General features: G+C 64.3%; 20 protein-coding genes. 5 read left to right on the forward strand and 15 right to left on the reverse strand.

Annotated features, from left to right (window positions below; all coding sequences use genetic code 11):
* The first annotated feature begins 73 nt into the window (after nt 1-73).
* Complete coding sequence (locus CYJ07_RS03835; RefSeq protein ID WP_104202370.1) at nt 74-499, forward strand: DUF721 domain-containing protein; 426 nt, start codon at nt 74-76, stop codon at nt 497-499.
* Between the two features lie 5 nt (nt 500-504).
* Here CYJ07_RS03835 and CYJ07_RS03840 read toward each other — a convergent pair whose 3' ends face one another.
* A complete protein-coding gene (locus CYJ07_RS03840; RefSeq protein ID WP_104202371.1) occupies nt 505-771 on the reverse strand; it encodes a hypothetical protein in 267 nt (88 codons plus the stop codon).
* A gap of 141 nt (nt 772-912) precedes the next feature.
* On the opposite strand from CYJ07_RS03840, the gene CYJ07_RS03845 reads away from it, so the two are divergent.
* The gene (locus CYJ07_RS03845; RefSeq protein WP_104202372.1) at nt 913-1,215 is read left to right on the forward strand and encodes a winged helix-turn-helix domain-containing protein; all 303 of its coding nucleotides are present in this window, start codon (nt 913-915) and stop codon (nt 1,213-1,215) included.
* Nucleotides 1,212-2,222, forward strand: coding sequence for an alpha/beta hydrolase (locus tag CYJ07_RS03850; RefSeq protein WP_104202373.1), 1,011 nt, complete (start codon nt 1,212-1,214; stop codon nt 2,220-2,222). The genes CYJ07_RS03845 and CYJ07_RS03850 overlap by 4 nt, the downstream gene beginning before the upstream one ends.
* A 159-nt stretch (nt 2,223-2,381) precedes the next feature.
* Here CYJ07_RS03850 and CYJ07_RS03855 read toward each other — a convergent pair whose 3' ends face one another.
* From CYJ07_RS03855 to CYJ07_RS03875, 5 genes are all read right to left on the reverse strand, one after another.
* Nucleotides 2,382-4,193: an acyl-CoA dehydrogenase C-terminal domain-containing protein gene (locus CYJ07_RS03855; RefSeq protein WP_104202374.1), complete on the reverse strand. Its 1,812-nt coding sequence runs from the start codon at nt 4,191-4,193 to the stop codon at nt 2,382-2,384.
* A gap of 560 nt (nt 4,194-4,753) precedes the next feature.
* On the reverse strand, nt 4,754-5,209 hold the full coding sequence (locus CYJ07_RS03860; protein ID WP_104202375.1) for a MarR family winged helix-turn-helix transcriptional regulator: 456 nt from the start codon (nt 5,207-5,209) through the stop codon (nt 4,754-4,756).
* A 70-nt stretch (nt 5,210-5,279) separates the two neighbouring features.
* A complete protein-coding gene (locus tag CYJ07_RS03865) occupies nt 5,280-6,047 on the reverse strand; it encodes an SDR family NAD(P)-dependent oxidoreductase (RefSeq protein WP_104202376.1) in 768 nt (255 codons plus the stop codon).
* A gap of 17 nt (nt 6,048-6,064) precedes the next feature.
* Nucleotides 6,065-7,741 carry an AMP-binding protein gene (locus tag CYJ07_RS03870; protein WP_104202377.1) on the reverse strand — a complete coding sequence of 559 codons (1,677 nt, stop codon included), beginning with the start codon at nt 7,739-7,741 and terminating at the stop codon, nt 6,065-6,067.
* Between the two features lie 193 nt (nt 7,742-7,934).
* Nucleotides 7,935-8,540 (reverse strand): TetR/AcrR family transcriptional regulator, encoded by a 606-nt coding sequence (locus tag CYJ07_RS03875; RefSeq protein ID WP_104202378.1) that lies wholly within the window; start codon nt 8,538-8,540, stop codon nt 7,935-7,937.
* A gap of 158 nt (nt 8,541-8,698) precedes the next feature.
* On the opposite strand from CYJ07_RS03875, the gene CYJ07_RS03880 reads away from it, so the two are divergent.
* Nucleotides 8,699-9,886, forward strand: coding sequence for an acetyl-CoA C-acyltransferase (locus CYJ07_RS03880; RefSeq protein WP_104202379.1), 1,188 nt, complete (start codon nt 8,699-8,701; stop codon nt 9,884-9,886).
* 49 nt (nt 9,887-9,935) lie between these two features.
* On the opposite strand, the gene CYJ07_RS03885 is transcribed toward CYJ07_RS03880, so the two are convergent.
* From CYJ07_RS03885 to chrA, 3 genes are all read right to left on the reverse strand, one after another.
* Entirely contained in the window at nt 9,936-10,739 is an 804-nt protein-coding gene (locus tag CYJ07_RS03885; RefSeq protein WP_104202380.1) for an ABC transporter permease, read from the reverse strand.
* Nucleotides 10,736-11,347, reverse strand: coding sequence for an ABC transporter ATP-binding protein (locus tag CYJ07_RS03890; protein WP_231489528.1), 612 nt, complete (start codon nt 11,345-11,347; stop codon nt 10,736-10,738). The genes CYJ07_RS03885 and CYJ07_RS03890 overlap by 4 nt, the downstream gene beginning before the upstream one ends.
* A 390-nt stretch (nt 11,348-11,737) precedes the next feature.
* Complete coding sequence (chrA, locus tag CYJ07_RS03895) at nt 11,738-12,958, reverse strand: chromate efflux transporter (RefSeq protein ID WP_104202382.1); 1,221 nt, start codon at nt 12,956-12,958, stop codon at nt 11,738-11,740.
* 319 nt (nt 12,959-13,277) lie between these two features.
* On the opposite strand from chrA, the gene CYJ07_RS03900 reads away from it, so the two are divergent.
* Complete coding sequence (locus CYJ07_RS03900; RefSeq protein WP_104202383.1) at nt 13,278-14,486, forward strand: MFS transporter; 1,209 nt, start codon at nt 13,278-13,280, stop codon at nt 14,484-14,486.
* A gap of 3 nt (nt 14,487-14,489) precedes the next feature.
* On the opposite strand, the gene CYJ07_RS03905 is transcribed toward CYJ07_RS03900, so the two are convergent.
* The 6 genes from CYJ07_RS03905 to CYJ07_RS03930 form a co-directional block, all read right to left on the reverse strand.
* The gene (locus CYJ07_RS03905) at nt 14,490-16,196 is read right to left on the reverse strand and encodes a methyl-accepting chemotaxis protein (RefSeq protein ID WP_104202384.1); all 1,707 of its coding nucleotides are present in this window, start codon (nt 16,194-16,196) and stop codon (nt 14,490-14,492) included.
* A 107-nt stretch (nt 16,197-16,303) separates the two neighbouring features.
* Nucleotides 16,304-16,675, reverse strand: coding sequence for a metalloregulator ArsR/SmtB family transcription factor (locus tag CYJ07_RS03910; protein ID WP_269320535.1), 372 nt, complete (start codon nt 16,673-16,675; stop codon nt 16,304-16,306).
* A gap of 21 nt (nt 16,676-16,696) precedes the next feature.
* Nucleotides 16,697-17,506, reverse strand: a complete 810-nt coding sequence (gene pstB / locus CYJ07_RS03915; protein WP_104202385.1) for a phosphate ABC transporter ATP-binding protein PstB — start codon at nt 17,504-17,506, stop codon at nt 16,697-16,699.
* A 57-nt stretch (nt 17,507-17,563) separates the two neighbouring features.
* On the reverse strand, nt 17,564-18,730 hold the full coding sequence (pstA, locus tag CYJ07_RS03920; protein WP_104202386.1) for a phosphate ABC transporter permease PstA: 1,167 nt from the start codon (nt 18,728-18,730) through the stop codon (nt 17,564-17,566).
* An 18-nt stretch (nt 18,731-18,748) separates the two neighbouring features.
* Entirely contained in the window at nt 18,749-20,005 is a 1,257-nt protein-coding gene (gene pstC, locus CYJ07_RS03925; RefSeq protein ID WP_104202387.1) for a phosphate ABC transporter permease subunit PstC, read from the reverse strand.
* A gap of 105 nt (nt 20,006-20,110) precedes the next feature.
* Nucleotides 20,111-21,139 carry a substrate-binding domain-containing protein gene (locus tag CYJ07_RS03930; RefSeq protein WP_104202388.1) on the reverse strand — a complete coding sequence of 343 codons (1,029 nt, stop codon included), beginning with the start codon at nt 21,137-21,139 and terminating at the stop codon, nt 20,111-20,113.
* Nucleotides 21,140-21,172: the final 33 nt, after the last annotated feature.

The following is a 21,172-nucleotide window of genomic DNA, read 5'->3' on the forward strand; positions in this document are numbered from 1 at the left end:
TCATCCGGACAAGGCTTCCGCCCCGAGAAACAAGCCCATGAGTATAAAGGTTAAGCGTTCACGAGCCCAGCCCATGTCGCGCCTGCTCGATGGCCGCGGCGAACTGGCTCCGCTGATGCGCATCGCGAAGTCGATCGCCCATGCCCAGCAGCACCTGCGCGACCACCTGCCCGAAGAAGTTCGCGATCATGTTTTCGTCGGCGGATTTCGTGATGGCAAGCTGACGTTGCTCACCGATCGCGCCGTATGGCTGACCTGGCTGCGCTACGAACAGCCCCGCTTGCTCGAACTGCTGCATCGCCTGCCCGAGTTCGCTCCGGTAAGCGGCTTCACCCTCAAGGTGCGGCCGGTGCGCCCCGTCAAGGCACCCCTTCGCCAGGTTCGCCGGCTCCCGGCCCCGGCCGCCGACGAGATATCCGCTTGCGCTGCCGACGTCGACGATCCAAGACTCAAGCATGCACTGGAGCGACTCGCCTCGCACGCCGAGCGAGACGAGTAGCGCCGCTACTTCAGCTGGTAGTTGACGTCACCCACCTCGACCTCGCGAATGTCGTCGTAGGAGACGGTGACGCCGTTGATGTCGCCCGGTTCTCCCTCGTGCTCCAGCAGATTGGTTTCGGGGACGACCTTCACTCCGGTGACCCCGACGTGCTGCACACGTGCCGAGAAGCGCTTGCCTTCGCGTTCGACCACCAGACGCTCGCCGAACATGCAGCGCCCAACCTGTTCTTTCAGCTCCTGCTTGCTCACTTCCATTTGCTTGGTCGTCATCGCTCTCCTTCCTCTCTCGGTTCCAGGGTCGCTCCTTCACTGTAGGAGATGGCGACGCCAAACACAGGACAGGTCGAGATGGAGATTGCCCGGCGGCGGACGCTATGCTGTCGGCTGCGCCCCGATTCCAGGAAAATCCGCATGACACTCAGCAAGACACAGTCCAGCTTCTACCGACGCCTCTACCTGGCCCACCTGATCGAGCATGGCATCGCCAGCGTGCCGGCTCTCGTCGAGGCCACCGGCATGCCTCGGCGCACCGCGCAGGATACGCTCAAGGCGTTGGAAGAACTGGACGTGCGCTGCGAGTTTCGACCCACGCCGGGTGAGCGTCACAATAGCGGCCGCTATGCGATCGTCGACTGGGGCCCTATCGATCCGTCCTGGGTGGCACGGCATGTCGACCGGATTCGCGTCGCGCTGGGCTATCCTCCGCTGGTATGAGATGCCGCTGGATCCGGCTCATCGGGTTGGTCTGGCTGCTGCCGCTGCTGGGGTGTGCCGCCCCCGCCCTGCAATCGCCGGGGCCGAGCGCGACCGAGCCCCGCCTGGCGGATTTCCATTTCGTCGCTGACGATGGCTATCGCCTCCCGCTGCGCCACTGGCCCGCTGAAGGAAACCGCAACGCCGTAGTGCTGGCAGTACATGGCTTCAATGACCACGCCGGCAGCTTCGACGTGCTCGCCCGAGCCCTCTCGCCCCACGGCATCGAAGTCTACGCCTACGATCAGCGCGGCTTCGGCACCACCGAGCAGCGCCGGGTGTGGGCCGGGCACGAGCGCATGCGCAGGGACGCAACGCTGCTGGCACGCCAGCTGCGCGCGAGATATCCCGACACGCCGCTCTACCTGGTGGGCAAAAGCATGGGTGGCGCGATCGCAATTCTCGCCATGACCACGCCCGATCCGCCTCCCGTCGACGGCAGCGTGCTGATCGCTCCGGCCACCTGGTCCCGGAGCACCATGCCCTGGTACCAGCGTCTCGGCCTATGGCTCGGAGTGCGGCTGATTCCTCAGGCGACGTTCTCGGTGAGCAACGCGCATCGCCTGGGCATCGAGCCTACCGACGACGCGTGGATCAAGCGCAAGCTGGCCAAGGATCCGCTGATTCTACGCAGCGCACGGGTCGATACGCTCCATGGCCTGACCCAGGCCATGGACGAAGCGCTCGCGGCGGCCTCGCAACTGCCGTCACCGACGCTGGTGATGTACGGAGATACGGACGAGGTGGTACCGGCCGAAGCGTTCTGTGCCCTGCTCAAACGCCTGCCACGGCACGAAGGCGTCCGCATGGCGCTCTATCCCGGTGGCTATCACATGCTCACCCGCTATACCCAACGCCTCCGCACCGAGCGCGACCTGATAGCTTGGCTGCTCGACAATGACGCCGCGCTCCCCTCGGGCAACGGGATCGAACCGGAATCGGCGCAACGCAGCCTTTGCGATGCCTGAACCGACCGACGTGGGCGCAACATGGGCGATGAACAAAACGTGGGAAAGCGGGCCAACCCAGTGCGGTGAGCAACAAGTGCGGTAACAAAAAAAGCGGCGGGCAAGGCCCGCCGCAAACCACCGATCGGTCGTCCGACCGAGAGAGATGCTCGGCTGCCGTCAGATCTCGAAGCCGAGTCCGAAGTCCTCCGGTGAAAGCGCCATCAATGACTCGGCGCCGGCCTGCAGGGCGCGCGCGTGCGCCTGCGTGCGCGGCAGCAAGCGCTGAAAATAGAAGCGTGCGGTCTTGATCTTGGCCTCGTAGAAGGCTGCATCGTCGCTGCCCGCGGCCAAGGCCGAGCGGGCCTGCTTGACCGCCCGAGCGAAAAGGTAGGCCAAGGTCACATAGCCGGAATACATGAGGTAGTCGACGCTGGCCGCGCCCACCTCCTCGCGATCGTTCATGGCCTTCATGCCGATGCCCATGGTCAGCTCGCCCCACTCGGCGTTGAGCTTGGCCAGCGGGCTGACGAATTCCACCAGCTCGGGGCTACCCTCTTCCGCCTTGCAGAACTTGTGGATCTCCTTGGTGAAGAGCTTGAGGCTTTCACCCTGGCTCATCAACACCTTGCGTCCCAGCAGGTCGAGGGCCTGGATGCCGGTGGTGCCCTCATAGAGGCGCGTAATACGCGAATCGCGGACCAGCTGCTCCATGCCCCACTCCTGGATGAAGCCATGCCCGCCGAAGACCTGCACCCCTTCGTTGGTGGCCTCGAAGCCCACCTCGGTGAGGAACGCCTTGACGATCGGTGTCAGCAGGCCGAGCAGGATTTCGGCACGCTCGCACTCGGCGGCATCCTGGCCGTGCTCGACCAGGTCGAGCAGTTGGGCGGTATAGAGCACCAGCATGCGGCCACCCTCGGCGAAAGCCTTCTGGGTCAGCAGCATGCGTCGCACGTCGGGGTGAACGATGATCGGGTCGGCGGGCTTCTCGGGCGCCTTGGGTCCCGACAGCGCGCGCATCTGAAGGCGATCGCGGGCATATGCCAGGGCGTTCTGGAAGCTCGCCTCGGTCAGGCCCAACCCTTGGATGCCCACCCCCAGACGAGCGGCATTCATCATGGTGAACATGCAGGCCAGACCCTTGTTGGGCGGGCCAACGAGAAAGCCGCGAGCGGCGTCGAAGTTCATCACGCAAGTGGCGTTGCCGTGGATGCCCATCTTGTGTTCGAGCGAACCACAGGCCACACCGTTGCGCTCGCCGGGATTGCCGTTGGCATCGGGCAGGAACTTCGGCACCACGAACAGCGAGATGCCCTTGGAGCCTTCGGGCGCATCCGGCAGCTTGGCCAGCACCAGGTGGACGATGTTCTCAGCCAGGTCGTGGTCGCCGGCAGAGATGAAGATCTTGGTGCCGGTGAGTTCGAAGGCGCCGTCGGCGGTCGGTACGGCACGGGTCTTGATCAGGCCCAGGTCGGTGCCACAGTGCGGCTCGGTCAGGCACATGGTGCCGGTCCACACGCCCTCGACCAGCTTGGTCAGGTAGGTGGCCTGCTGTTCCTCGGTGCCATGGTGACGCAGGGCGTCGGCGGCGCCATGTGACAGGCCGGGGTACATGCCCCAGGCCAGATTGGTAGAGCAGATCATCTCGTTGAGCACCAAGGCCAGCGAGTGGGGCAGTCCCTGGCCACCGTGGGCGGGCTCGGCAGCCAGGCTCGGCCAGCCGCCTTCGACGTACTGCCGATACGCGTCCCTGAAGCCCTTGGGTGCCTTGACCTCACCACCCTCAAGCAAACACCCCTCCTGATCGCCGCTCTGGTTCAGCGGCAACAGCACCTCGCGAGAGAAGCGTGCTCCCTCTTCGAGGATCGCGGCCACCACGTCGGGAGAGGCTTCCTCGCCAGCCGGCAGACGGGCGTAGTGGGCAGGGAAATCCAGCATCTCATCCATCACGAAGCGCAGATCACGCAGGGGGGCCTGATAGTCGGGCATCTCTACTCTCCACAGAAAGTCGCCACAGAGGGTCGCTACACATTAGGGAACGTTACAACTCAAGGGGTCGCTTGAGTTCGGGCGCGTGAAGTCAGCGACCGCTTTCAAACATGTGTTTGAAACTAGCCCGCAAGACGTGTCGAGTCAAGCGCCCGTTTCAATTTTCATGCCGCTTCCAGCCGCAGTGAACGGACCGTGGCTTGCGGTGTTGTCGCTCGGCTTCAATCGCGTTCCTCGCGCGGAGGTAGGGCTGGTCGCGGAGGAACGCCGCTCAAAGACCGATCGCTTCAAGCGCCCAACTTTTTAGCGCTAAACTAATTAGTCTGGGAGAATATTGTGCACAAGGAAGTTTATAGCAAACCGCCCAGTTCATATATTCGACAGAAGTGAATGGCACGCAGTCAGCGCGATCGGAGCGGCTTCGTCATGGACCGAGACTGCGGCTGAAGCGCTGATCGAGCCCCGAGCTACCAGGGCTGGGCAGCGATCGATGAGCAGGATAAAGGGAAGCCAGGGTACCGGCAGGGCCACGCCATAATCATGGCAGGCGGCCGGTGTTTTCAGGGTATGGCGTCCTGCAGTCTGTCGCGCAGCGCCTCGAGGCGCGCCTTCAATTCCTCCAGCTCGTCGCAGGACTGACCGCTGGCCATCACCACGCAGTCGGGAATCTCCCGGGCCCGTTGCTGCAGCGCCCTGCCCTGCTCGGTGAGAAACATCTCCACGACTCTTTCGTCTTCATCGCTGCGTACGCGCTGCAATAGCCCCTCCGTCGCCAGCCGCTTGAAGACCGGCGTCAGCGAACCGGTGTCGGTTCTCAGCCGTCGACTAATGGCTCCGGCACTGAGCCCATCCTCCTCCCATAGTGTCAGCAGGACGAGATATTGCGGGTAAGTCAGGCCAAGCCCCTTGAGCAGGGGCTTGTAGAACTTGGTCATCAACAGCGATGTGGAGTACAGCGTGAAGCAGAGCTGCTGATCGAGCCGTAGCTCGGAGCAGGTAGTGTCCTGGCTGGCCATGCGCGAACCCCCGTTTTCTCGTGCACGGTAACGTAGCGTGCCAGCCAGTCACTGCCAAGCCCGCTGCCGTTCATTGCATGCGAATGCCGCCATCCAGACGGATCACCTCACCGTTGAGCATGGGATTGGTGATGATCTGCTCGGCCAGCCGCGCAAACTCATCGGGCAGGCCCAGGCGTTTGGGAAACGGCACCGCGGCAGCCAGCGCCTTGGCCGCCTCGTCGGGAATCTCGCTCATCATGGGTGTCTGGAACACGCCGGGCGCGATGGCCATGACACGCACGCCATGACGCGACAGCTCGCGCGCCGCCGGCAAGCTCATGCCCACCACGCCGGCTTTGGAAGCGCTGTAGGCGCACTGCCCTACCTGGCCGTCGAAGGCGGCGATGGAAGCGGTATTGACGATCACCCCGCGCTCGCCATCCTCGCCCGGCGCGTTCCGGGCCATGGCCGCCGCCGCCAGACGCATGACGTTGAAGGTACCGACCAGGTTGATCTGTACGGTGCGGGCATAGGCATCGAGGTCGGCGGGGTTGCCCTCGCGATCGACCAGCTTGGCCACGCTCACCACTCCGGCGCAGTGCACCACGCCGGCCAGACCACCCTCGCCGTCGAGCGCCACGGCCGCATCGACCGCCGCCTGCATGTCATCGGCCGAGGTGACGTCGCCGCGCACTGCGCGGGCAGCGTCACCCAGCTTTTCGGCATGCGCCTCGACGGCATCGCTGAGGTCGCACAGCACCACCCGGCCACCGCCGGCGACGATGCGCTCGGCGGTGGCCGCCCCCAGGCCGGAGGCGGCGCCTGTAATCAGAAACGTACGGTCCTTCACTTGCATCTATGGGTTCTCCCGGTTCATTTCGCTGCCGACGCACCGGCTTCCGCCTTCTCGGCGGCGTCGGCGCGCAGCTTGAAGCGCTGGATCTTGCCGCTGGGCGTCTTGGGCAGGGTGTCGACGAACTCGATCACCCGCGGGAAGGCGTGGGTAGAGAGACGCTCGCGCACCCGCTGGCGGATTTCGTCGGCAAGCGCATCGCTGGCTTCGAAGCCGTCGCGCAGCACGATATAGGACTTGATGATCTCGCCACGGATTTCGTCGGGCTGGCCCACCGCGGCGGATTCGGCCACCGCCGGATGGGTCATCACGGTGTTCTCCACGTCGGTGGGTCCCACGCGATAGCCTGCAGTGGTAATGATGTCATCGTCGCGCCCGGCGAACTGGAAGGTGCCGTCCTCGTTGCGGATCACCACGTCGCCGGTCAGGTAGTAGCCGTTGGCGAACGGATGCTTCTCCTGCCAGGTGTAGCCGGCGAAGAAGTGCGCCGGCGAGCGCGCGATGTCCACCGCCAGCACGCCCGGCTCACCCGGAGGCAGCTCGTTGTATTCGGCATCGAGGATGGCCAGCCGATAGCCCGGCATCGGTACGCCCATGGCGCCGATGTGCTTGGGATGTTCCAGGGCGTGGTGGTTGCAGCAGGTCATGCCGGTCTCGGTCTGGCCATAGTGATCCATGACCGGGCAGCCCAGCGAACGCTCGACCCAGGTCACCACTTCGGTATTGAGCGGCTCGCCGGCGGAGCTGGCCACACGAAGCTCGAGCGTCTCATGGGCATTGTCGAACAGGCCCGAGGCCTTCATGAGACGATAGGCGGTGGGCGCAGCGGCGAAATTGGTGATGCGGTGCCGGCGCATGAACTCCAGCGCCCCTTCCGCACTGAAGCCCGCCTCGCAGAAATGGGTGGTCACGCCCAGCAGCAGCGGCCCGGCGATGGCGTAGTAGAGGCCGTAGGCCCAACCCGGGTCGGCCATGTTCCAGAAGCGGTCGCTCTCGCGCAGGTCGATGGCGAGTTCCATGTAGAGTGCGAAGGCCGGCATGCCGTAGAGCGGTACCGCCACGCCCTTGGGCTTGCCCACAGTGCCGGAGGTGAACATCTGCAGGAAGGGCTCGTCGCGACCCAGTCGCGGCGGCGTGGCCTGGATGGGCGAATGAGCCATTGCTTCGGCCCAGTCCAGGTCGGAATCGTGGCCTTCACCAGGGCCACCCACGGCAAGCACCGGCGGGCATTGAGTCAAACCGTCGAACTTGAAGCGATTGGCGTGATCGGTAATCACCAGCTTGGTATCGGCACGCCCCAGGCGATAATCCACGGCATCGGGACCGAAGGCGGTGAACAGCGGCTGGTAGACCGCGCCGATGCGCCAGGTGGCCAGCACCGCCACCAACAGCTCCGGTGAGCGCGGCAACATGCAGGCGATGCGATCCCCCACGCCCAGGCCACGCTCGGCGAACCAGCCTGCCAGCCTGGCACTCTCGGCCTCGAGTTCGGCGTAGGTCATACGATTGACGTTGCCGTGGCCATCCTCGTGCACCAGCGCGAGTACCTCGCCTCGTCCGGCACGCAGATGACGACCGCAGCAGGATTCGTAAGCGTTGAACTTGGCGTCGCCATGGTCGTCGAGTCGGGCGATGACATCGTCGATGGAGAACCGCTCGAGGTAGGCGGAATACTCGGGAAGGGTATGGGTGCTCATGGCTGGACTGCCCTCTTGTACCGGTTTGTGCTTGTTGTAAGGAACCCGTCGTCGGTCGGCGTCATGCCGTAGCCGGCTCGCGATTCGTTCTCTCTGCTTAGAGGTAGTTGACGTAAGCGTCAACCTAGCAAGCGCTCGGTACAAGCTAGAAGCAAAGGCGGGGCAGGGCAACCCCCAGAAGGAAAACCGAGGGCTAGACCTTGGTCGACTCCGCTGCCGTCCGTTGAGTGGCAGGCGCGATCATGGCGACCAACTCATGGGCGAGGTCCTCCGGCTTGCGCGCTCCCTCGGGGTCGTACCAGCGCACCGTCCAATTCAGCGCGCCCATGACGAAGCGCGAGACCAGAAAACGATCGCCGTGGACAAGCCCGGCCTCGAGCGCCTCGTCGATGACCTGCTCCCAGAGGGTTTCGTAGGCATCGCGCAGGTGGCTGAGATGGTCGCGAGCCGCAGCATCGAGCCGCCGCCACTCGTAGAGTGCCACCACATGAGCGTTGCGATCGGTCAGCAGGGTTTCCAGGTGGGCCCGGGCCATGGCGTGCAGGCGTTCGCGCGCCGAATCGCCACAGTTCTCGAGCGCTTGACGGGCAAGACTCAGGGCGTTCTGGGTACCCTCTTCGATCACCGCGGCGAGGATTTCCTGCTTGTCGCGAAAGTGATGGAAAAGACTCCCGGATTTGATGCCCATCTCCTGGGCGAGCATGCGCACCGTGGTCCGGTCGAAGCCCTCCTGAACGAACAATTGGGCAGCCAGACGGGTCAATTCCTTGCGGCGTGGGGACTCGTTAACGGCATTCATCGGGTTTACACTAGCGCTTGCTTGGTTGATCTTGAGAAGAACACAGCGACGCCGACAGGTCAACGCGGCGCGGGCGCATTCCCGCCAACGGCAGGTACGCAGCGAAGCCCCCGGCCTCGCCGTCCTCACGCCGACAACCACAAGTCAGGAGAGATGCCATGAGCAGCCCCACCGATATCGTTTTCCTTTCCGCCGCCCGCACCCCGATGGGTGGAATGTTGGGCAGCCTGTCCAGCCTTACGGCTCCCGAACTCGCCGCCACGGCGATTCGCGCCGCCATCGAGCGCGCCGGCATCGAGGCGTCGAGCATTAATGAAGGCATCCTGGGCTGCGTGCTGCCTGCGGGTGTCAAGCAGGGTCCGGCCCGCCAGGCGATGCGCCAGGCCGGCATTCCGGACGGCATCGGTGCCACTACCATCAACAAGCTGTGCGGCTCGGGCATGAAGGCCACCATGATGGCACATGACCTGATTCGCGCCGGCAGTGGCGACGTGATCCTGGCGGGCGGCATGGAGTCGATGTCCAACGCGCCGCACGTGCTGGCCAAAGCACGCACCGGCTACCGCCTGGGCCACGGCGAACTGAAGGACCACATGTTCCTCGACGGCCTGGAAGACGCCGAAACCGGCAAGCTGATGGGTGTCTTCGCCCAGGATATCGCCACCGAACGTGGCTATTCGCGCGAGCGCCTGGACGACTTTGCCATTGCCTCGCTGGAACGCGCCATGGAAGCTACCAACGCTGGCCAGCTGAAGGCCGAGATGGCGCCGGTCACCGTCACCGGTCGCCAGGGGGAAAGCGTGGTCGAGCACGACGAGCAGCCGTTCCAGGCCAAGCTCGACAAGATCCGTTCGCTGCGCCCCGCCTTCGCCAAGGACGGGACAATCACCGCTGCCAACTCCAGCTCGATCTCCGACGGCGCCTCGGCCTTGATCCTGTCGAGCCAGGCTGCGGCCGACCGGCTCGGCGCCAAGCCGCTGGCCCGCATGCTCGGTCACAGCACCCATTCCCAGCACCCCAGCGAGTTCACCATCGCACCGGTGGGCGCCATCGATAAGCTGATGAAGAAGCTCGGCTGGGGCGTGAACGACGTCGACCTGTTCGAGATCAACGAGGCCTTCGCCGTGGTTACCCTGCTGGCCATGGACGGACTCGACATCCCGCACGGCAAGGTCAACGTCTTCGGCGGCGCCTGTGCCCAGGGTCACCCTATCGGCTCCACCGGCTCGCGTGTCATCGCCACCCTGATCCACGCCCTGCGCACCAAGGGCGGCAAGCGCGGCATCGCAAGCCTCTGCATCGGGGGCGGCGAGGCCACGGCGGTAGCGGTGGAACTGATCGACTGAAAGTCATAGAGCCGTAGGCGACACCCGCTTCCTCCGGAAGCGGGTGTCTTCATGAGCGGGGTAGGGAAAGCCGATCTAGACGCAGCCTCTCGCGCGAGTCGAACAGCCGTCGACTGCCCGCCGCCACCGCAGCCAGGGTACCGAAGCCGGTCCCCAGCGTGATAGTGAACATGATCAGGATCTGGTATTTCACCGCCAGTGCCGGCGCGGTGCCGGCGAGTATCTGGCCGGTCATCATGCCCGGCAGGCTGACCACACCAGCGGCGGCCATGGCGTTGATCATCGGCATCAGGCCGCTGCGCATCGCCTCCCGCCGAATGTCGCCGATGGCTTCACGCCACGGCTGGCCAAGCATCAGGCGGCTCTCGATCACGTCGCGCTGTCGCCAGGCGGTATCGGTCAAGCGATCCAGCGCCAAGGCCACCCCTGTCATGGTGTTACCGAGCATCATACCCAGCAACGGGATGGCGTACTGGGGCCGATACCAGGGATCGGGGCCGATGATCACGGTCAGGGTCAGGATCGTCACCGTGAACGAAGAGAAGAACATCGACAGCGTGCCGATGCCGAAGGCCCAGCCGCCCAGCAAGCGGCGCTTCTGGCGTGCCATTGTTTCGCGCCCGGCGATCAACAGCATGACCAACGCCATCAGCGCGACCCAGACCAGCCGTTCGGCGGCGAACAGCACCTCCAGCACCACACCGACCAGCGCCAGCTGAATGACAGTACGCAGCGCCGCGACGAGCAGACTGCGGCTCATGCCCAGGCGCGCCAGCGCGGTACAGCCGGCAAGCGCCACCACCATCGATGCCGCCAGCGCCAGTTGCCACCAGCTCAGCACAATCACATTCATGAGCCGACCTCTCTCGCCCTCAGGCGACCCGTGTCGATATGCAGGTGGCGATCCGACACCCGGCGAATCTGCGCCCGGTCGTGAGCGACCCATAGCGTCGGCCAGCCACGTTTCCGTACGCGCTCGGTCAGCCAGGCCTCGACGCCCTGCGCCGTGGCGTCATCCAGGTTGGCAGTAGGCTCATCGAGCAGCAGCGCATGCGGCTCGCGAGCGACGGCACGCAGCAGCGCCAGGCGCTGCTTCTCCCCCGTTGAAAGGCGCGCCACTTCCCACTCCAGCACCTCGGGCTCGAACCCCAGCGCGGCGAGATCCTCATCGCTCGGAGTCGGCAGGTGATCCCCTACCCGCTCGGCCCACCAGTGGCTTTCGGCCGGTACCAGCATCACCTGTCGTCGCCATACATGCCCCGGCGTCGCCGACTGGGCCTGCCGGTCCAGCCATACCTCCCCATCGTGGGGCTCCAGGTCGGCCACGGCGCGCAGCAGACGGCTCTTGCCGGAACCGCTGGCACCTGAGAGACAGACGATCTCGCCCAACCCGATTTCCAGATCGATCGCATCAAGTGTGCCGATGGCGAGCGCATCCAGGCGCAACATGTCACGGGTCAAGGAGTTTCTCCCGTTGTGTGAAAGGAGAGGTAGACGAATAAGCTTGCCACGCCGCAGCCAGACGAGTTGCGCAGCAGCGTAATGCAACTGCTAATGGATGAGACATTCTCATGATTGAGATATATGACGCATCACCGAAGGCTACTTTGCCTCGCCAGGAATGCTCCTCATGACGGTTCCTCAATATACCCAATCCCCATCTTCTACCGAGGGCATGGGCCTCTTCGAGCGCCTTCTCTTCGTATGGTGGTGCTGTCTATTATTGCGCGTCTGCCTAAGCTGACGAACCGCCAAGCCTTTTTCAGGATCGACTGGAATTGTCCGAACCCCGGCGACGGCACCATTGCTTCGATAGGTACTGACGCTGCCATCCGTCTGGTTTATTTCCCTTCAAAGACCTGTCGTCATCAAGCTGATCGTGAGTCCTCCCGAACCCACTAACATCACCACGGCCCAGGCCGGCAATTTCCAGACGGTCAGCAGTCCAAAGCCCGTCAGTGCCAGCGCGAAGTCGTAGGGGCCGAGAATGGCGCTCGTCCACACGGGTTGGTACAACGCGGCGCCCAATATACCGACAACGGCGGCGTTGGCACCCCGCATCAAGGCCTGGGCGCCAGCCAGTTGGCGAAAAGTGTTCCAGAACGGCAAGATTCCAACCAACAGCAACATCCCCGGCAGGAATATGGCCAGTAGCGCAATGGTCGCGCCGGTCAAGCCATTTGGCACTGTATCTAATACGGCACCAAGATAAGCGGCGAAGGTGAAAAGCGGACCGGGGACCGCCTGGGCCGCACCATAGCCGGTCAGAAAGGCGTCCGAGCTCACCCAGTCGGACTGCACCACTTCGGCCTCGAGTAACGGCAGCACGACATGGCCACCGCCGAATACCAGCGCCCCGGCGCGATAGAAAGCATCGATCACGTCCAGCGTCTGGCTCCCGGTGATCCAAGTCAAAAGCGGCAGACCGCCCAGGAAAACCACGAAAAGCGTTAGGGCAACACCACCGGCAGTGCGCGAGACGGAAAAATGCCGATGGTTCGCGCCGCTCACCGAATGCCCGCGACACCACCACATGCCGGCCAGCGCGCCTGCCACGATAGCCGCCACCTGGCCCAGTGGACCGCTTACCAGCATCACGATCAGTGCCGCCACCAGAGCAATGGTAGCCCGCTGCCGGTCTGGACATAGGTTCCGTGCCATGCCCCATACCGCATGCGCGACGATGGCGACGGCCACAATTTTGAGACCATGAATGATACCCCTCCCCACCGGGCCCTCCATTACCGCAGCGCCATGGGCGAACAGCATCAATATGAGGGCTGAGGGCAAAGTGAATGCCAGCCACGCGGCGGCAGCCCCCCAAGGGCCGGCACGCAGCAACCCGAGGGCGAACCCCACTTGGCTGCTGGCCGGGCCAGGCAAGAATTGACATAGCGCCACCAGGTCGGCATATGCCTGCTCGTCCAACCATTTACGTCGCGCCACGAACTCTGTGCGAAAGTAGCCGAGATGGGCAACAGGGCCACCAAAGGAAGTCAGGCCCAGCAATAGAAAAGCCTTGAGGACCTCTCCCATACATCCTGCTGTCGCGGTCGTTGCTCGCAGCGCCATGGTTTCGCTTCCATTTGAATGACTCCACGCCGAGCCGGTAGAGAGGGTTAGCGGCTCGCGAAAATAGTGATCAGATTTGTGCCGGAGTAGCGCTTCCCCCATCAGGGAGCGGGCGGAATTGGCATTGCACAGAAAAAACACTCGCTGCTTGGTCATGATCAGGTTGCACAATATATGGAATTACATATATACAAATCCAACATGTAATTTGTGACAGCCAGCGCCACTACCGTCTTTCTCGATTTCCTGACTATAGAGGGCTGAAGGACACGACGAATGACGGCTTGCACCGCGGCACGGCTGCGGTAAGGATGACGCAATGAACGCATCCATGTGGCAGCGCCACCCTCTCGTCGTCATCGTCCTGGCCCAGCTCTGCGGCACCTCGCTGTGGTTCAGCGTGAATGGCGTGGGCCTGGCGCTCTCGCTCGACCTGGGCCTAACCGAGGTCGATCTGGGCCGATTGACCTTGACCGTGCAGGCGGGGTTCATTGCCGGCACCCTGGGGATCGCCGTGACCGGCCTCGCCGATCGCTTCCGCGCCAGCCGTATCTTCGCCATCTCCTGCCTGCTGGGCGCGCTCGTCAACGCCGGCTTCGTCCTGGTGGCCGATCAGGCGGTACCGGCGCTAGCGTTTCGCTTTGCGACCGGCCTCTGTCTGGCCGGCATCTACCCCCTGGGCATGAAGCTGGTGATCGGCTGGACTCCCAGGCATACCGGGGCGGCGTTGGCCTGGCTGGTGGGCATGCTGACCCTGGGCACCGCCCTGCCCCACCTGCTGCGCGGCTCCACCCTGCAACTCCCCTGGGAGTGGCCGCTGCTGGGCGCCTCGACGCTGGCGCTGCTGGGCGGCGCCATGATCAACTTCCTGGGCGATGGCCCGCATCTGCCGCCGCCCGCCGGCCGGGTACGCCTGGCGGAAGGCCTCGCCGCCCTCGGCGAGCGGCGTTTCCGGGCCGTGGCCGGCGGCTACTTCGGCCATTGCTGGGAACTCTATGCTCTGTGGATGCTCACCCCCTTCCTGGTCATGCGCGAAATCGAGCGGCTCGCGGCATCGACCGACCTGGTCGCCTGGCTGTCGTTCGGTATCATCGCGCTGGGCCTGATCGGCTGCGTGGGAGGCGGCGCACTCAGCCGCCGCCTGGGCAGCCTGTGGGTGGCTCGCCGGGCACTCTCGGCTTCCGGTGCCATTTGCCTCGCCTACCCCTTGCTTGCCTGGGCACCGCCCGGCCTGTTGCTGGCACTGCTATTCCTGTGGGGTCTCACGGTGATCGCCGATTCCCCCCAGTTCTCGGCCCTGGCAGCGGCCACGGCGCCGCGTGAGCGCGTCGGCTCAACGCTGGCCGTGATGAATGCGGTGGGTTTCGCCCTGACGATTCCCGCCATCTCGTTGACCACTACGCTATGGTCGCTACAAGGCACCTGGGTCCTGTGGTGGCTGCTGCCGGGGCCGCTCCTGGGTCTCTGGTCGCTGCTCGGTCTCGCCGACCCGGCCCACCCCGCATCCGCCCCGGCCCGCCAGGGCTGAGCGCTACGCCGGCTCCAGCACGCGTTGCGCCGGACGCTGCTGCGCCATGCGAGGAGACGCAAGGAGGTCGCTGACAGTGCCTTCCTTCGCCTCGTCCCGAGCCGACTCGCTCATGACAGTGGCCTGCCCATCGCCGGCATTCCGCGGTGCACCGAGTGGCAATGCGAAGCGACGAGCCTGTTCCCGCATGCGCAGCGATTGCCTCTCGAGCTCGTGCGCTCCATCGACGGCATACTCCACCAGCCGGCTGCTATCTTGCGTGGCGCGCTCGATCTGCGCCATGGCGGCATTCACTTCCTCGATCCCCAGTCGCTGCTCATCGGAGGCCCGCACGATATGCCCCATGAGGGCGTCGACGCGCTCGATCGCCTCGATGAACTCGCGGGTGCGCTCGGCGGCACGCTGCGATAGCGCGTTACCTTCGGCGACGCTGGCATGAGAGGCCTGGATACGCTGACGAATTTCCCGGGCCGCCTCGCCACTGCGCGACGCGAGCGCACGGACCTCGTTGGCGACCACGGCGAACCCACGCCCCTGCTCGCCGGCGCGAGCCGCCTCGACGGAGGCGTTCAGCGCCAGGATGTTGGTCTGGAAAGCGATGCTTTCGATCAACCCGATGATCGTCGCGATCTCCTCGGAGTGGCCGTGAATCTCTTCCATGGTGGCAACGAAGCGGGTAATCACCTCCTCGCCTTCGCGGGCACGCTGCGTGGCGGCATCGGCGGATTCGCCGACACGTCGTGCATTGTCGGCGTTGCTCGCCACCGCCGCGGTGAGCTGGTCCAGACTCGCGGCGGTCTGTTCCAGCGCCACCGCCTGCTGTCGGGCTTGGGCCGCCAGCGACTGGTTGTGGCCGGCCATGTCGCGGCTGCCCTGATAGACGCCGTCACTGCCGCTGCTCAGGTGCCTCACCGTTTCGATCAACTCACGCTGCATGGTGGCGAGCTCGGTATAGAGCTGGCCGATCTCGTTGCTGCCCCGGGTCTCGACCGATTGAGACAGATCGCCCCGTGCGATGCGCTGGAAATGCTCGACGATACGACGCAGGGGACGAATGACGTTGATCGTCACGCCCCACATGACGCCGGCCACCATCAGCGCAGCGACGGCAAGCGCCGCCAGCATGGCCCGAGCCATCCAGTCAGCAAGTCGCTCGAAGCGAGACGTCAACGCCTCGCCTTGCCGAGCGGAATCGTCGAGGAAGGCATCGGCCGCCAGCGCGAATGCCTGGCTGCTCTCCCCCACGCGGGATTGTCCCGAACGATAACCGGCATGATCCCCCTCCTCGAGCAGTTGCATCTGCAGGTCAAGATTGCTGTTCACCAGTGATCGGTAGCGCTCGGTCAGCGCCTCGATTTCCGTCGACTGCGCCGCTGTGGCCGGGATGCCCAGAAAGGTCTCGAACGCCTGCTCGGCTTCGCTCAGCAGCCCTCTGGCGCGCTCGATCAGCGGCTGCGGCCGCTCGAAGGCAGGCATACGCATCAGCTCGGCGGCCCGATCCATTTCCAGTCGCGCTCGCAGAACACTGGTATAGGTGCGGTTGAGCGCCCCGGCCTGCTCCACGTTGAGACGATCAAGAGTGCCGAACGCATCGCGGCTCGAGTGATTGGAGATCAGTCCCAGCATGCCGGTGCCGAGAATCAGTACACTGAAGGCGATCAGTACCAGCGACCAGCTGAGCCTGACCGTAATGCTGTTAAATCGGTTCATACGCTCCCCGCGCGTGTGGTTGTCATCGGGCGCGCGGCCTATGGCTGCCGCTTCGCCGCTATATGAGTAACAGGCGTAGATGACAATTCAGGGAAGCGAATGGCGTATCAGCAGAAGATTTCACGGCGCTCCGGGCGGTTGCCCATGGCCGCCAGGCGAGCCTTCGACACCTCCAGGCGGGAAGACTCACCACTTTCGGCAGCGGCCAAGGCCACTGTCGCCCAGGCCGGCAGCTCGTCGGCCAGGCGATAGAAGACCCACTGCCCATCGCGGCGATCCTGCAACAGGCCGCACTCGCGCAGCTGCGCCAAGTGCCGCGAGACCTTCGGCTGGGACTCTCCGAGCGCATGGGTCATTTCGCACACGCAGAGCTCGCCCTCGAGCCGGATCAGCAGGGTCACCAGCAGTCGGGTCTCATCGCTCAGGCACTTGAACAGACGGATCGGGGTCAGGTGGGTCAAGTCAACGCTCGCGGTCATGAAGCCTGACCCCATTTTACCTCAGCCGTATCGCCCGGTGATGTAGTCCTCGGCCTTCTTGGTGGCCGGGTTGGAGAACATCGCCTTGGTGTCGTTGTATTCAACGATCTCGCCCAGATGGAAGAAGGCGGTGTAGTCCGCCACCCGTGCGGCCTGCTGCATGTTGTGGGTCACCGTGACGATGGTGTACTGCTTCTTCAGCTTGTCCATCAGGTCTTCGATAGTAGCCGTGGAGATGGGATCCAGCGCCGAGGTCGGCTCATCCATCAGGATCACGTCGGGTTGCACGGCGATGGCGCGCGCGATGCACAGGCGTTGCTGCTGCCCCCCGGAGAGCGACGTCCCCGGCTGGTGCAGCTTGTCCTTGACCTCTTCCCACAAGCCGGCGTCGCGCAGCGCCCGCTCCACCAGCTCGTCCTGCTCGGCCTTGCGTCCGACCAGGTCGTGCATGCGCGGGGCGTAGGCAATGTTCTCGTAGATCGACTTGGGAAACGGGTTGGGCTTCTGGAACACCATGCCCACGCGACGCCTGAGGGCCACTTCGTCCATCTTCGGGGCATTGACGTCGCGACCGTCCATTTCCACCAGCCCTTCCACGCGAACGCCGGGGATCAGATCGTTCATGCGGTTGAGGCAGCGCAGGAAGGTGGATTTGCCGCAGCCCGACGGGCCGATCAGCGCGGTGACGTTCTTCTGGTACAGGTCGATGTTGAGGCTCTTCAATGCCTGAGCGTCGCCATACCAGAGGCTGAGGTCGCGCACGCGGATGCTCAATTCATGGTTGGCATCCGGGTTGCGAGTCACCGGCTGGCCGGTCTGGGATCGAGACATGGGGGTGATACTCCGCTCGGAAACTTGGATGTTCATCGATTCGTGACCTCGGTTGGCCTACCAACGGCGCTCGAACTTCTTGCGCAGCAGGACCGCACTGGCGTTGAGGAAGATCAGGATCGCCAGCAGCACCAGTATGCCGCCTGCGGTCTTCTCGACGAAGGCGCGCTCCGGCTCGCCGGCCCAGGTAAATATCTGTGCCGGCAGCACCGTGGCCGCCTGGGTGAACGAGGGCGAGACGTCGGGAATGAACGCGACCATGCCGACGATGATCAATGGCGCCGTTTCGCCCATGGCCTGCGCCAGCCCGATGATCGAGCCGGTCATGATGCCCGGCATGGCCAGCGGCAACACGTGATCGCGCACCACCTGCCAACGCGAACAACCGACACCGAAAGCGGCGTGGCGGATCGAGTCGGGCACGCTGCGCAGCGCCGTGCGGGTGGCAATGATGATCACCGGCAGTGTCATCAGCGCCAGCGTCATCCCGCCCACCAACGGCGACGAACGGGGCACGCCGAAGAAATTGATGAAGATCGCCAGGCCCAGCAGGCCGAACAGGATCGAAGGGATTGCCGCCAGGTTGTTGATGTTGATTTCGATCAACTGGGTCAGGCGATTGTCGGGGGCGAACTCCTCGAGATAGACCGCCGTCATCACCCCGATGGGAAAGGCGATGGCGAGCGTCACCAGCAGTGTCATTACCGTGCCCACGGCGGCGGCCAGTATGCCCGCGCTCTCCGCCATCTTGGAATCGCCGCGCGAGAAGAAGGTGGTGTTGAAGCGCAGATCCACGCGGCCGGCCTCGACCAATTCGTCGACCAACTCCGGTTCGTTGCCGCGCAGCTTGTTGGCGTGCCCCTTGAGGTACTGATCCACCTCGCTCTTGGCCAGCACCCAGCGCGTCTCGCTGGTACCCAGCAAGTCGGGATTGTCGCGGATCATTCGCGGTATGAGGCGCTCGAAGGTGCGGCTGACCAGCCTGGCCACCTCGGGATCCATGGCGGCGCGGCCCATGCGGCTCGCCTCTTCGGTGTATTCCAGCTCGACCTGAACGTAGGTCTGCTGAAACGCCGGCAGACCCTTGCCCAGCATGTCGGCAAAGAACAGCACCAGGAACAGGCCCGCCAGCCCCAGTGCGCTCATCGAAATCCACTTCAGCCGCGCCGACCGGCGGTGACGTTTCTTCAGCTGGGAGCTGATGACGTCGAAGGATTGGCTCATCAGGTCGTTTCCTCGGCGTTACAGGTTGTTGACGCGATACTTGGCGCGGAAGCGGCGGATCATCAGTACCGAGACCAGATTCAGGCTCAAGGTGACGGCGAATAGCACCAGGCCCAGCGCGAACGCCGAGAGCGTCTCGGCGCTCTCGAACTCCAGATCGCCGGTCAGGGCCGCCACGATGCGCACCGTCACGGTGGTCATGTCCTCGAGCGGGTTGGCCGTGAGGTTGGGCCGCATTCCCGCCGCCATCACCACGATCATGGTTTCGCCCAAGGCACGCGATACCGCCAGCAGCGAGGCGGAGATGATGCCGGGCAGCGCCGCCGGGATGACCACGTCGCGGATGGTCTCGCCCTGAGTCAAGCCGAGTGCCAGCGAGCCCTGGCGCATACTGTCGGGCACCGAATTGATCACGTCGTCGGAGAGCGACGAGATGAAGGGAATGATCATGATGCCCATCACCACACCCGGCGCCACGGCGTTGTTGTAGGAGGCATCCAGACCGAGGAAACCGGCAATATTGACGATGATAGGTGCCACCGTGATGGCGGCGAAGAAGCCATAGACCACGGTGGGAATGCCCGCCAGCACTTCCAGTGTCGGCTTGGCCAGGGTGCGGACACGTCGCGGAGCGAACTCCGACATATAGATGGCCGCCAGCAGGCCGATGGGAATCGCCACCAGCATGGCGATGCCGGTAATCATGAAAGTGCCGGCGAACAGCGGTACCGAGCCGAACTGGGCGGCACTGGCGGCGTCATCGGCTCGGCCGGCCGCGGCCAGGAAACTCGCCCCGGGGTTCCACACCGTGCCGGTGATGAATTCCCAGAAGCTGTGCATCTGGAAGAAGCGCAGCGCCTCGAAGACGATCGAGAACAGGATACCGAAGGTGGTGAAGATCGAGATCAGCGCGGCCGCCACCAGCAGCCAGCGTATCACCCGTTCGATCGCCTGGCGGGCATGGAACTCGGGGCGGATGCAGGCGATGCCGACGACAGCCCCGACGGCGGCTACCGCCAGGCTGCCGGCCAATAGCAGGAAAGTCGGGATCTCGGCCCCCAGCAGCAGCATGACGAAGGCACCGACGACGCCGACCAGCAGAGCCGGTCCGGCGGTCGAAATCACCGTGAACCAGGCGTACTGGTCGGGCTGGGCATACATGGCCCGGCCCGAGGCGCGAACCCGCGTGGCCTTGCTCCGGCCCAGCGTGAAGGCGATCAGGCCGAGCAGCACCAGGCCGCCGCTGAAGAGGGTCAGAAGGTGGTTGGTCTGCATGTCTCTCTCTCGGGTGACTGACGACGGCAGGTCGGCTGCCGGAACGTGCGACGGCCGACAGCCAGAGGCTGCCGGCCGATCAGGCCTCCCTGCCCGCTTCCGTCCTTAATTCAGGTCGGAAGCCTGCAGGCCGGTACGCTCCTGCACCTTCTGCCGAGTGGCATCACGCTCTTCCTCGGGCAGCGGGATCAGGCCGATATCCGTCAGGTAGCCATCCTCGCCGATCATCTCTTCGGTCACGAACATCTCGACATAATCATACAGCGGCGGCACGTCTTCGGCGTGCTGGTTCTTGACGTAGAAGAACAGCGAGCGGGCAATCGGGTAGTCACCGGCGCTGATCGCCTCGGGCTCCGCCTCGACGCCATCGATACTCGCGGCAATCAAGGCATCAGGGTTTTCGACCAGAAAGGAGTAGCCGAAGATGCCGAAGGCCTCGGTGTCTTCGGAGAGACGCTGAACGATCAGGTTGTCGTTCTCGCCGGCGTCGATATAGGCACCATCTGCACGGATGTCGGTATAGCCGTCCTCGCCGTACTCTTCCATCTCGCCCGAAGCGGCTTCCATGACCAGCTCTTCGAAAGCGTCGCGCGTACCGGAGGTGCTGGGCGGGCCGTAGATGGAGATCTTGCGATCCGGCAGCGAGGCGTCGATGTCGCTCCACTTCTCATACGGGTTGTCGACCAGCTCGCCATCCTGCGGCACCTTGGCGGCAACGGCCAGGAACAGCTGCTCGAGGCTCAGGTCCAGCGCTTCGTTGCTGCTGGACTGAGCAAAGACGATGCCGTCGGAGCCGATCTTCACCTCGGTCACGTCAGTCACGCCGTTCTCTTCGCAGCGCTCCAGCTCGGAAGACTTGATGCGACGAGAGGCGTTGGAAATGTCCGGAGTGCCCTCGCCCACGCCGTTGCAGAACAGGCGAATCCCGCCACCGGAACCGGTCGACTCGATCACCGGCGTCGGGTAGTCGGTAACGGCACCGAACTCCTCGGTCACGTAGCTGGCAAACGGGTAGACGGTGCTGGACCCGACGATACGGATCTGATCGCGAGCCTGTGCGACGCCTACCACGCCCATCACGGCGGCGGCGACGATCGTTGTTTTGAAGGCACGGCTCTTGATGGTGCGGTTCATGCGTGTCACTCCTGTCGATGAGAAAGGTGTCTG

Origin of the sequence: Billgrantia saliphila, assembly GCF_002930105.1 — a bacterium.
In the GTDB taxonomy this organism is placed as follows: Bacteria; Pseudomonadota; Gammaproteobacteria; order Pseudomonadales; family Halomonadaceae; genus Halomonas; species Halomonas saliphila.

Bases quoted from the DNA above. Each gene is read 5' to 3' on its own strand.
- CYJ07_RS03835 (WP_104202370.1), top strand. From the start codon at position 74: ATGTCGCGCCTGCTCGATGGCCGCGGCGAACTGGCTCCGCTGATGCGC.
- CYJ07_RS03840 (WP_104202371.1), bottom strand. From the start codon at position 771: ATGACGACCAAGCAAATGGAAGTGAGCAAGCAGGAGCTGAAAGAACAG.
- CYJ07_RS03845 (WP_104202372.1), top strand. From the start codon at position 913: ATGACACTCAGCAAGACACAGTCCAGCTTCTACCGACGCCTCTACCTG.
- CYJ07_RS03850 (WP_104202373.1), top strand. From the start codon at position 1,212: ATGAGATGCCGCTGGATCCGGCTCATCGGGTTGGTCTGGCTGCTGCCG.
- CYJ07_RS03855 (WP_104202374.1), bottom strand. From the start codon at position 4,193: ATGCCCGACTATCAGGCCCCCCTGCGTGATCTGCGCTTCGTGATGGAT.
- CYJ07_RS03860 (WP_104202375.1), bottom strand. From the start codon at position 5,209: ATGGCCAGCCAGGACACTACCTGCTCCGAGCTACGGCTCGATCAGCAG.
- CYJ07_RS03865 (WP_104202376.1), bottom strand. From the start codon at position 6,047: ATGCAAGTGAAGGACCGTACGTTTCTGATTACAGGCGCCGCCTCCGGC.
- CYJ07_RS03870 (WP_104202377.1), bottom strand. From the start codon at position 7,741: ATGAGCACCCATACCCTTCCCGAGTATTCCGCCTACCTCGAGCGGTTC.
- CYJ07_RS03875 (WP_104202378.1), bottom strand. From the start codon at position 8,540: ATGAATGCCGTTAACGAGTCCCCACGCCGCAAGGAATTGACCCGTCTG.
- CYJ07_RS03880 (WP_104202379.1), top strand. From the start codon at position 8,699: ATGAGCAGCCCCACCGATATCGTTTTCCTTTCCGCCGCCCGCACCCCG.
- CYJ07_RS03885 (WP_104202380.1), bottom strand. From the start codon at position 10,739: ATGAATGTGATTGTGCTGAGCTGGTGGCAACTGGCGCTGGCGGCATCG.
- chrA (WP_104202382.1), bottom strand. From the start codon at position 12,958: ATGGCGCTGCGAGCAACGACCGCGACAGCAGGATGTATGGGAGAGGTC.
- CYJ07_RS03900 (WP_104202383.1), top strand. From the start codon at position 13,278: ATGAACGCATCCATGTGGCAGCGCCACCCTCTCGTCGTCATCGTCCTG.
- CYJ07_RS03905 (WP_104202384.1), bottom strand. From the start codon at position 16,196: ATGAACCGATTTAACAGCATTACGGTCAGGCTCAGCTGGTCGCTGGTA.
- CYJ07_RS03910 (WP_269320535.1), bottom strand. From the start codon at position 16,675: ATGACCGCGAGCGTTGACTTGACCCACCTGACCCCGATCCGTCTGTTC.
- pstB (WP_104202385.1), bottom strand. From the start codon at position 17,506: ATGTCTCGATCCCAGACCGGCCAGCCGGTGACTCGCAACCCGGATGCC.
- pstA (WP_104202386.1), bottom strand. From the start codon at position 18,730: ATGAGCCAATCCTTCGACGTCATCAGCTCCCAGCTGAAGAAACGTCAC.
- pstC (WP_104202387.1), bottom strand. From the start codon at position 20,005: ATGCAGACCAACCACCTTCTGACCCTCTTCAGCGGCGGCCTGGTGCTG.
- CYJ07_RS03930 (WP_104202388.1), bottom strand. From the start codon at position 21,139: ATGAACCGCACCATCAAGAGCCGTGCCTTCAAAACAACGATCGTCGCC.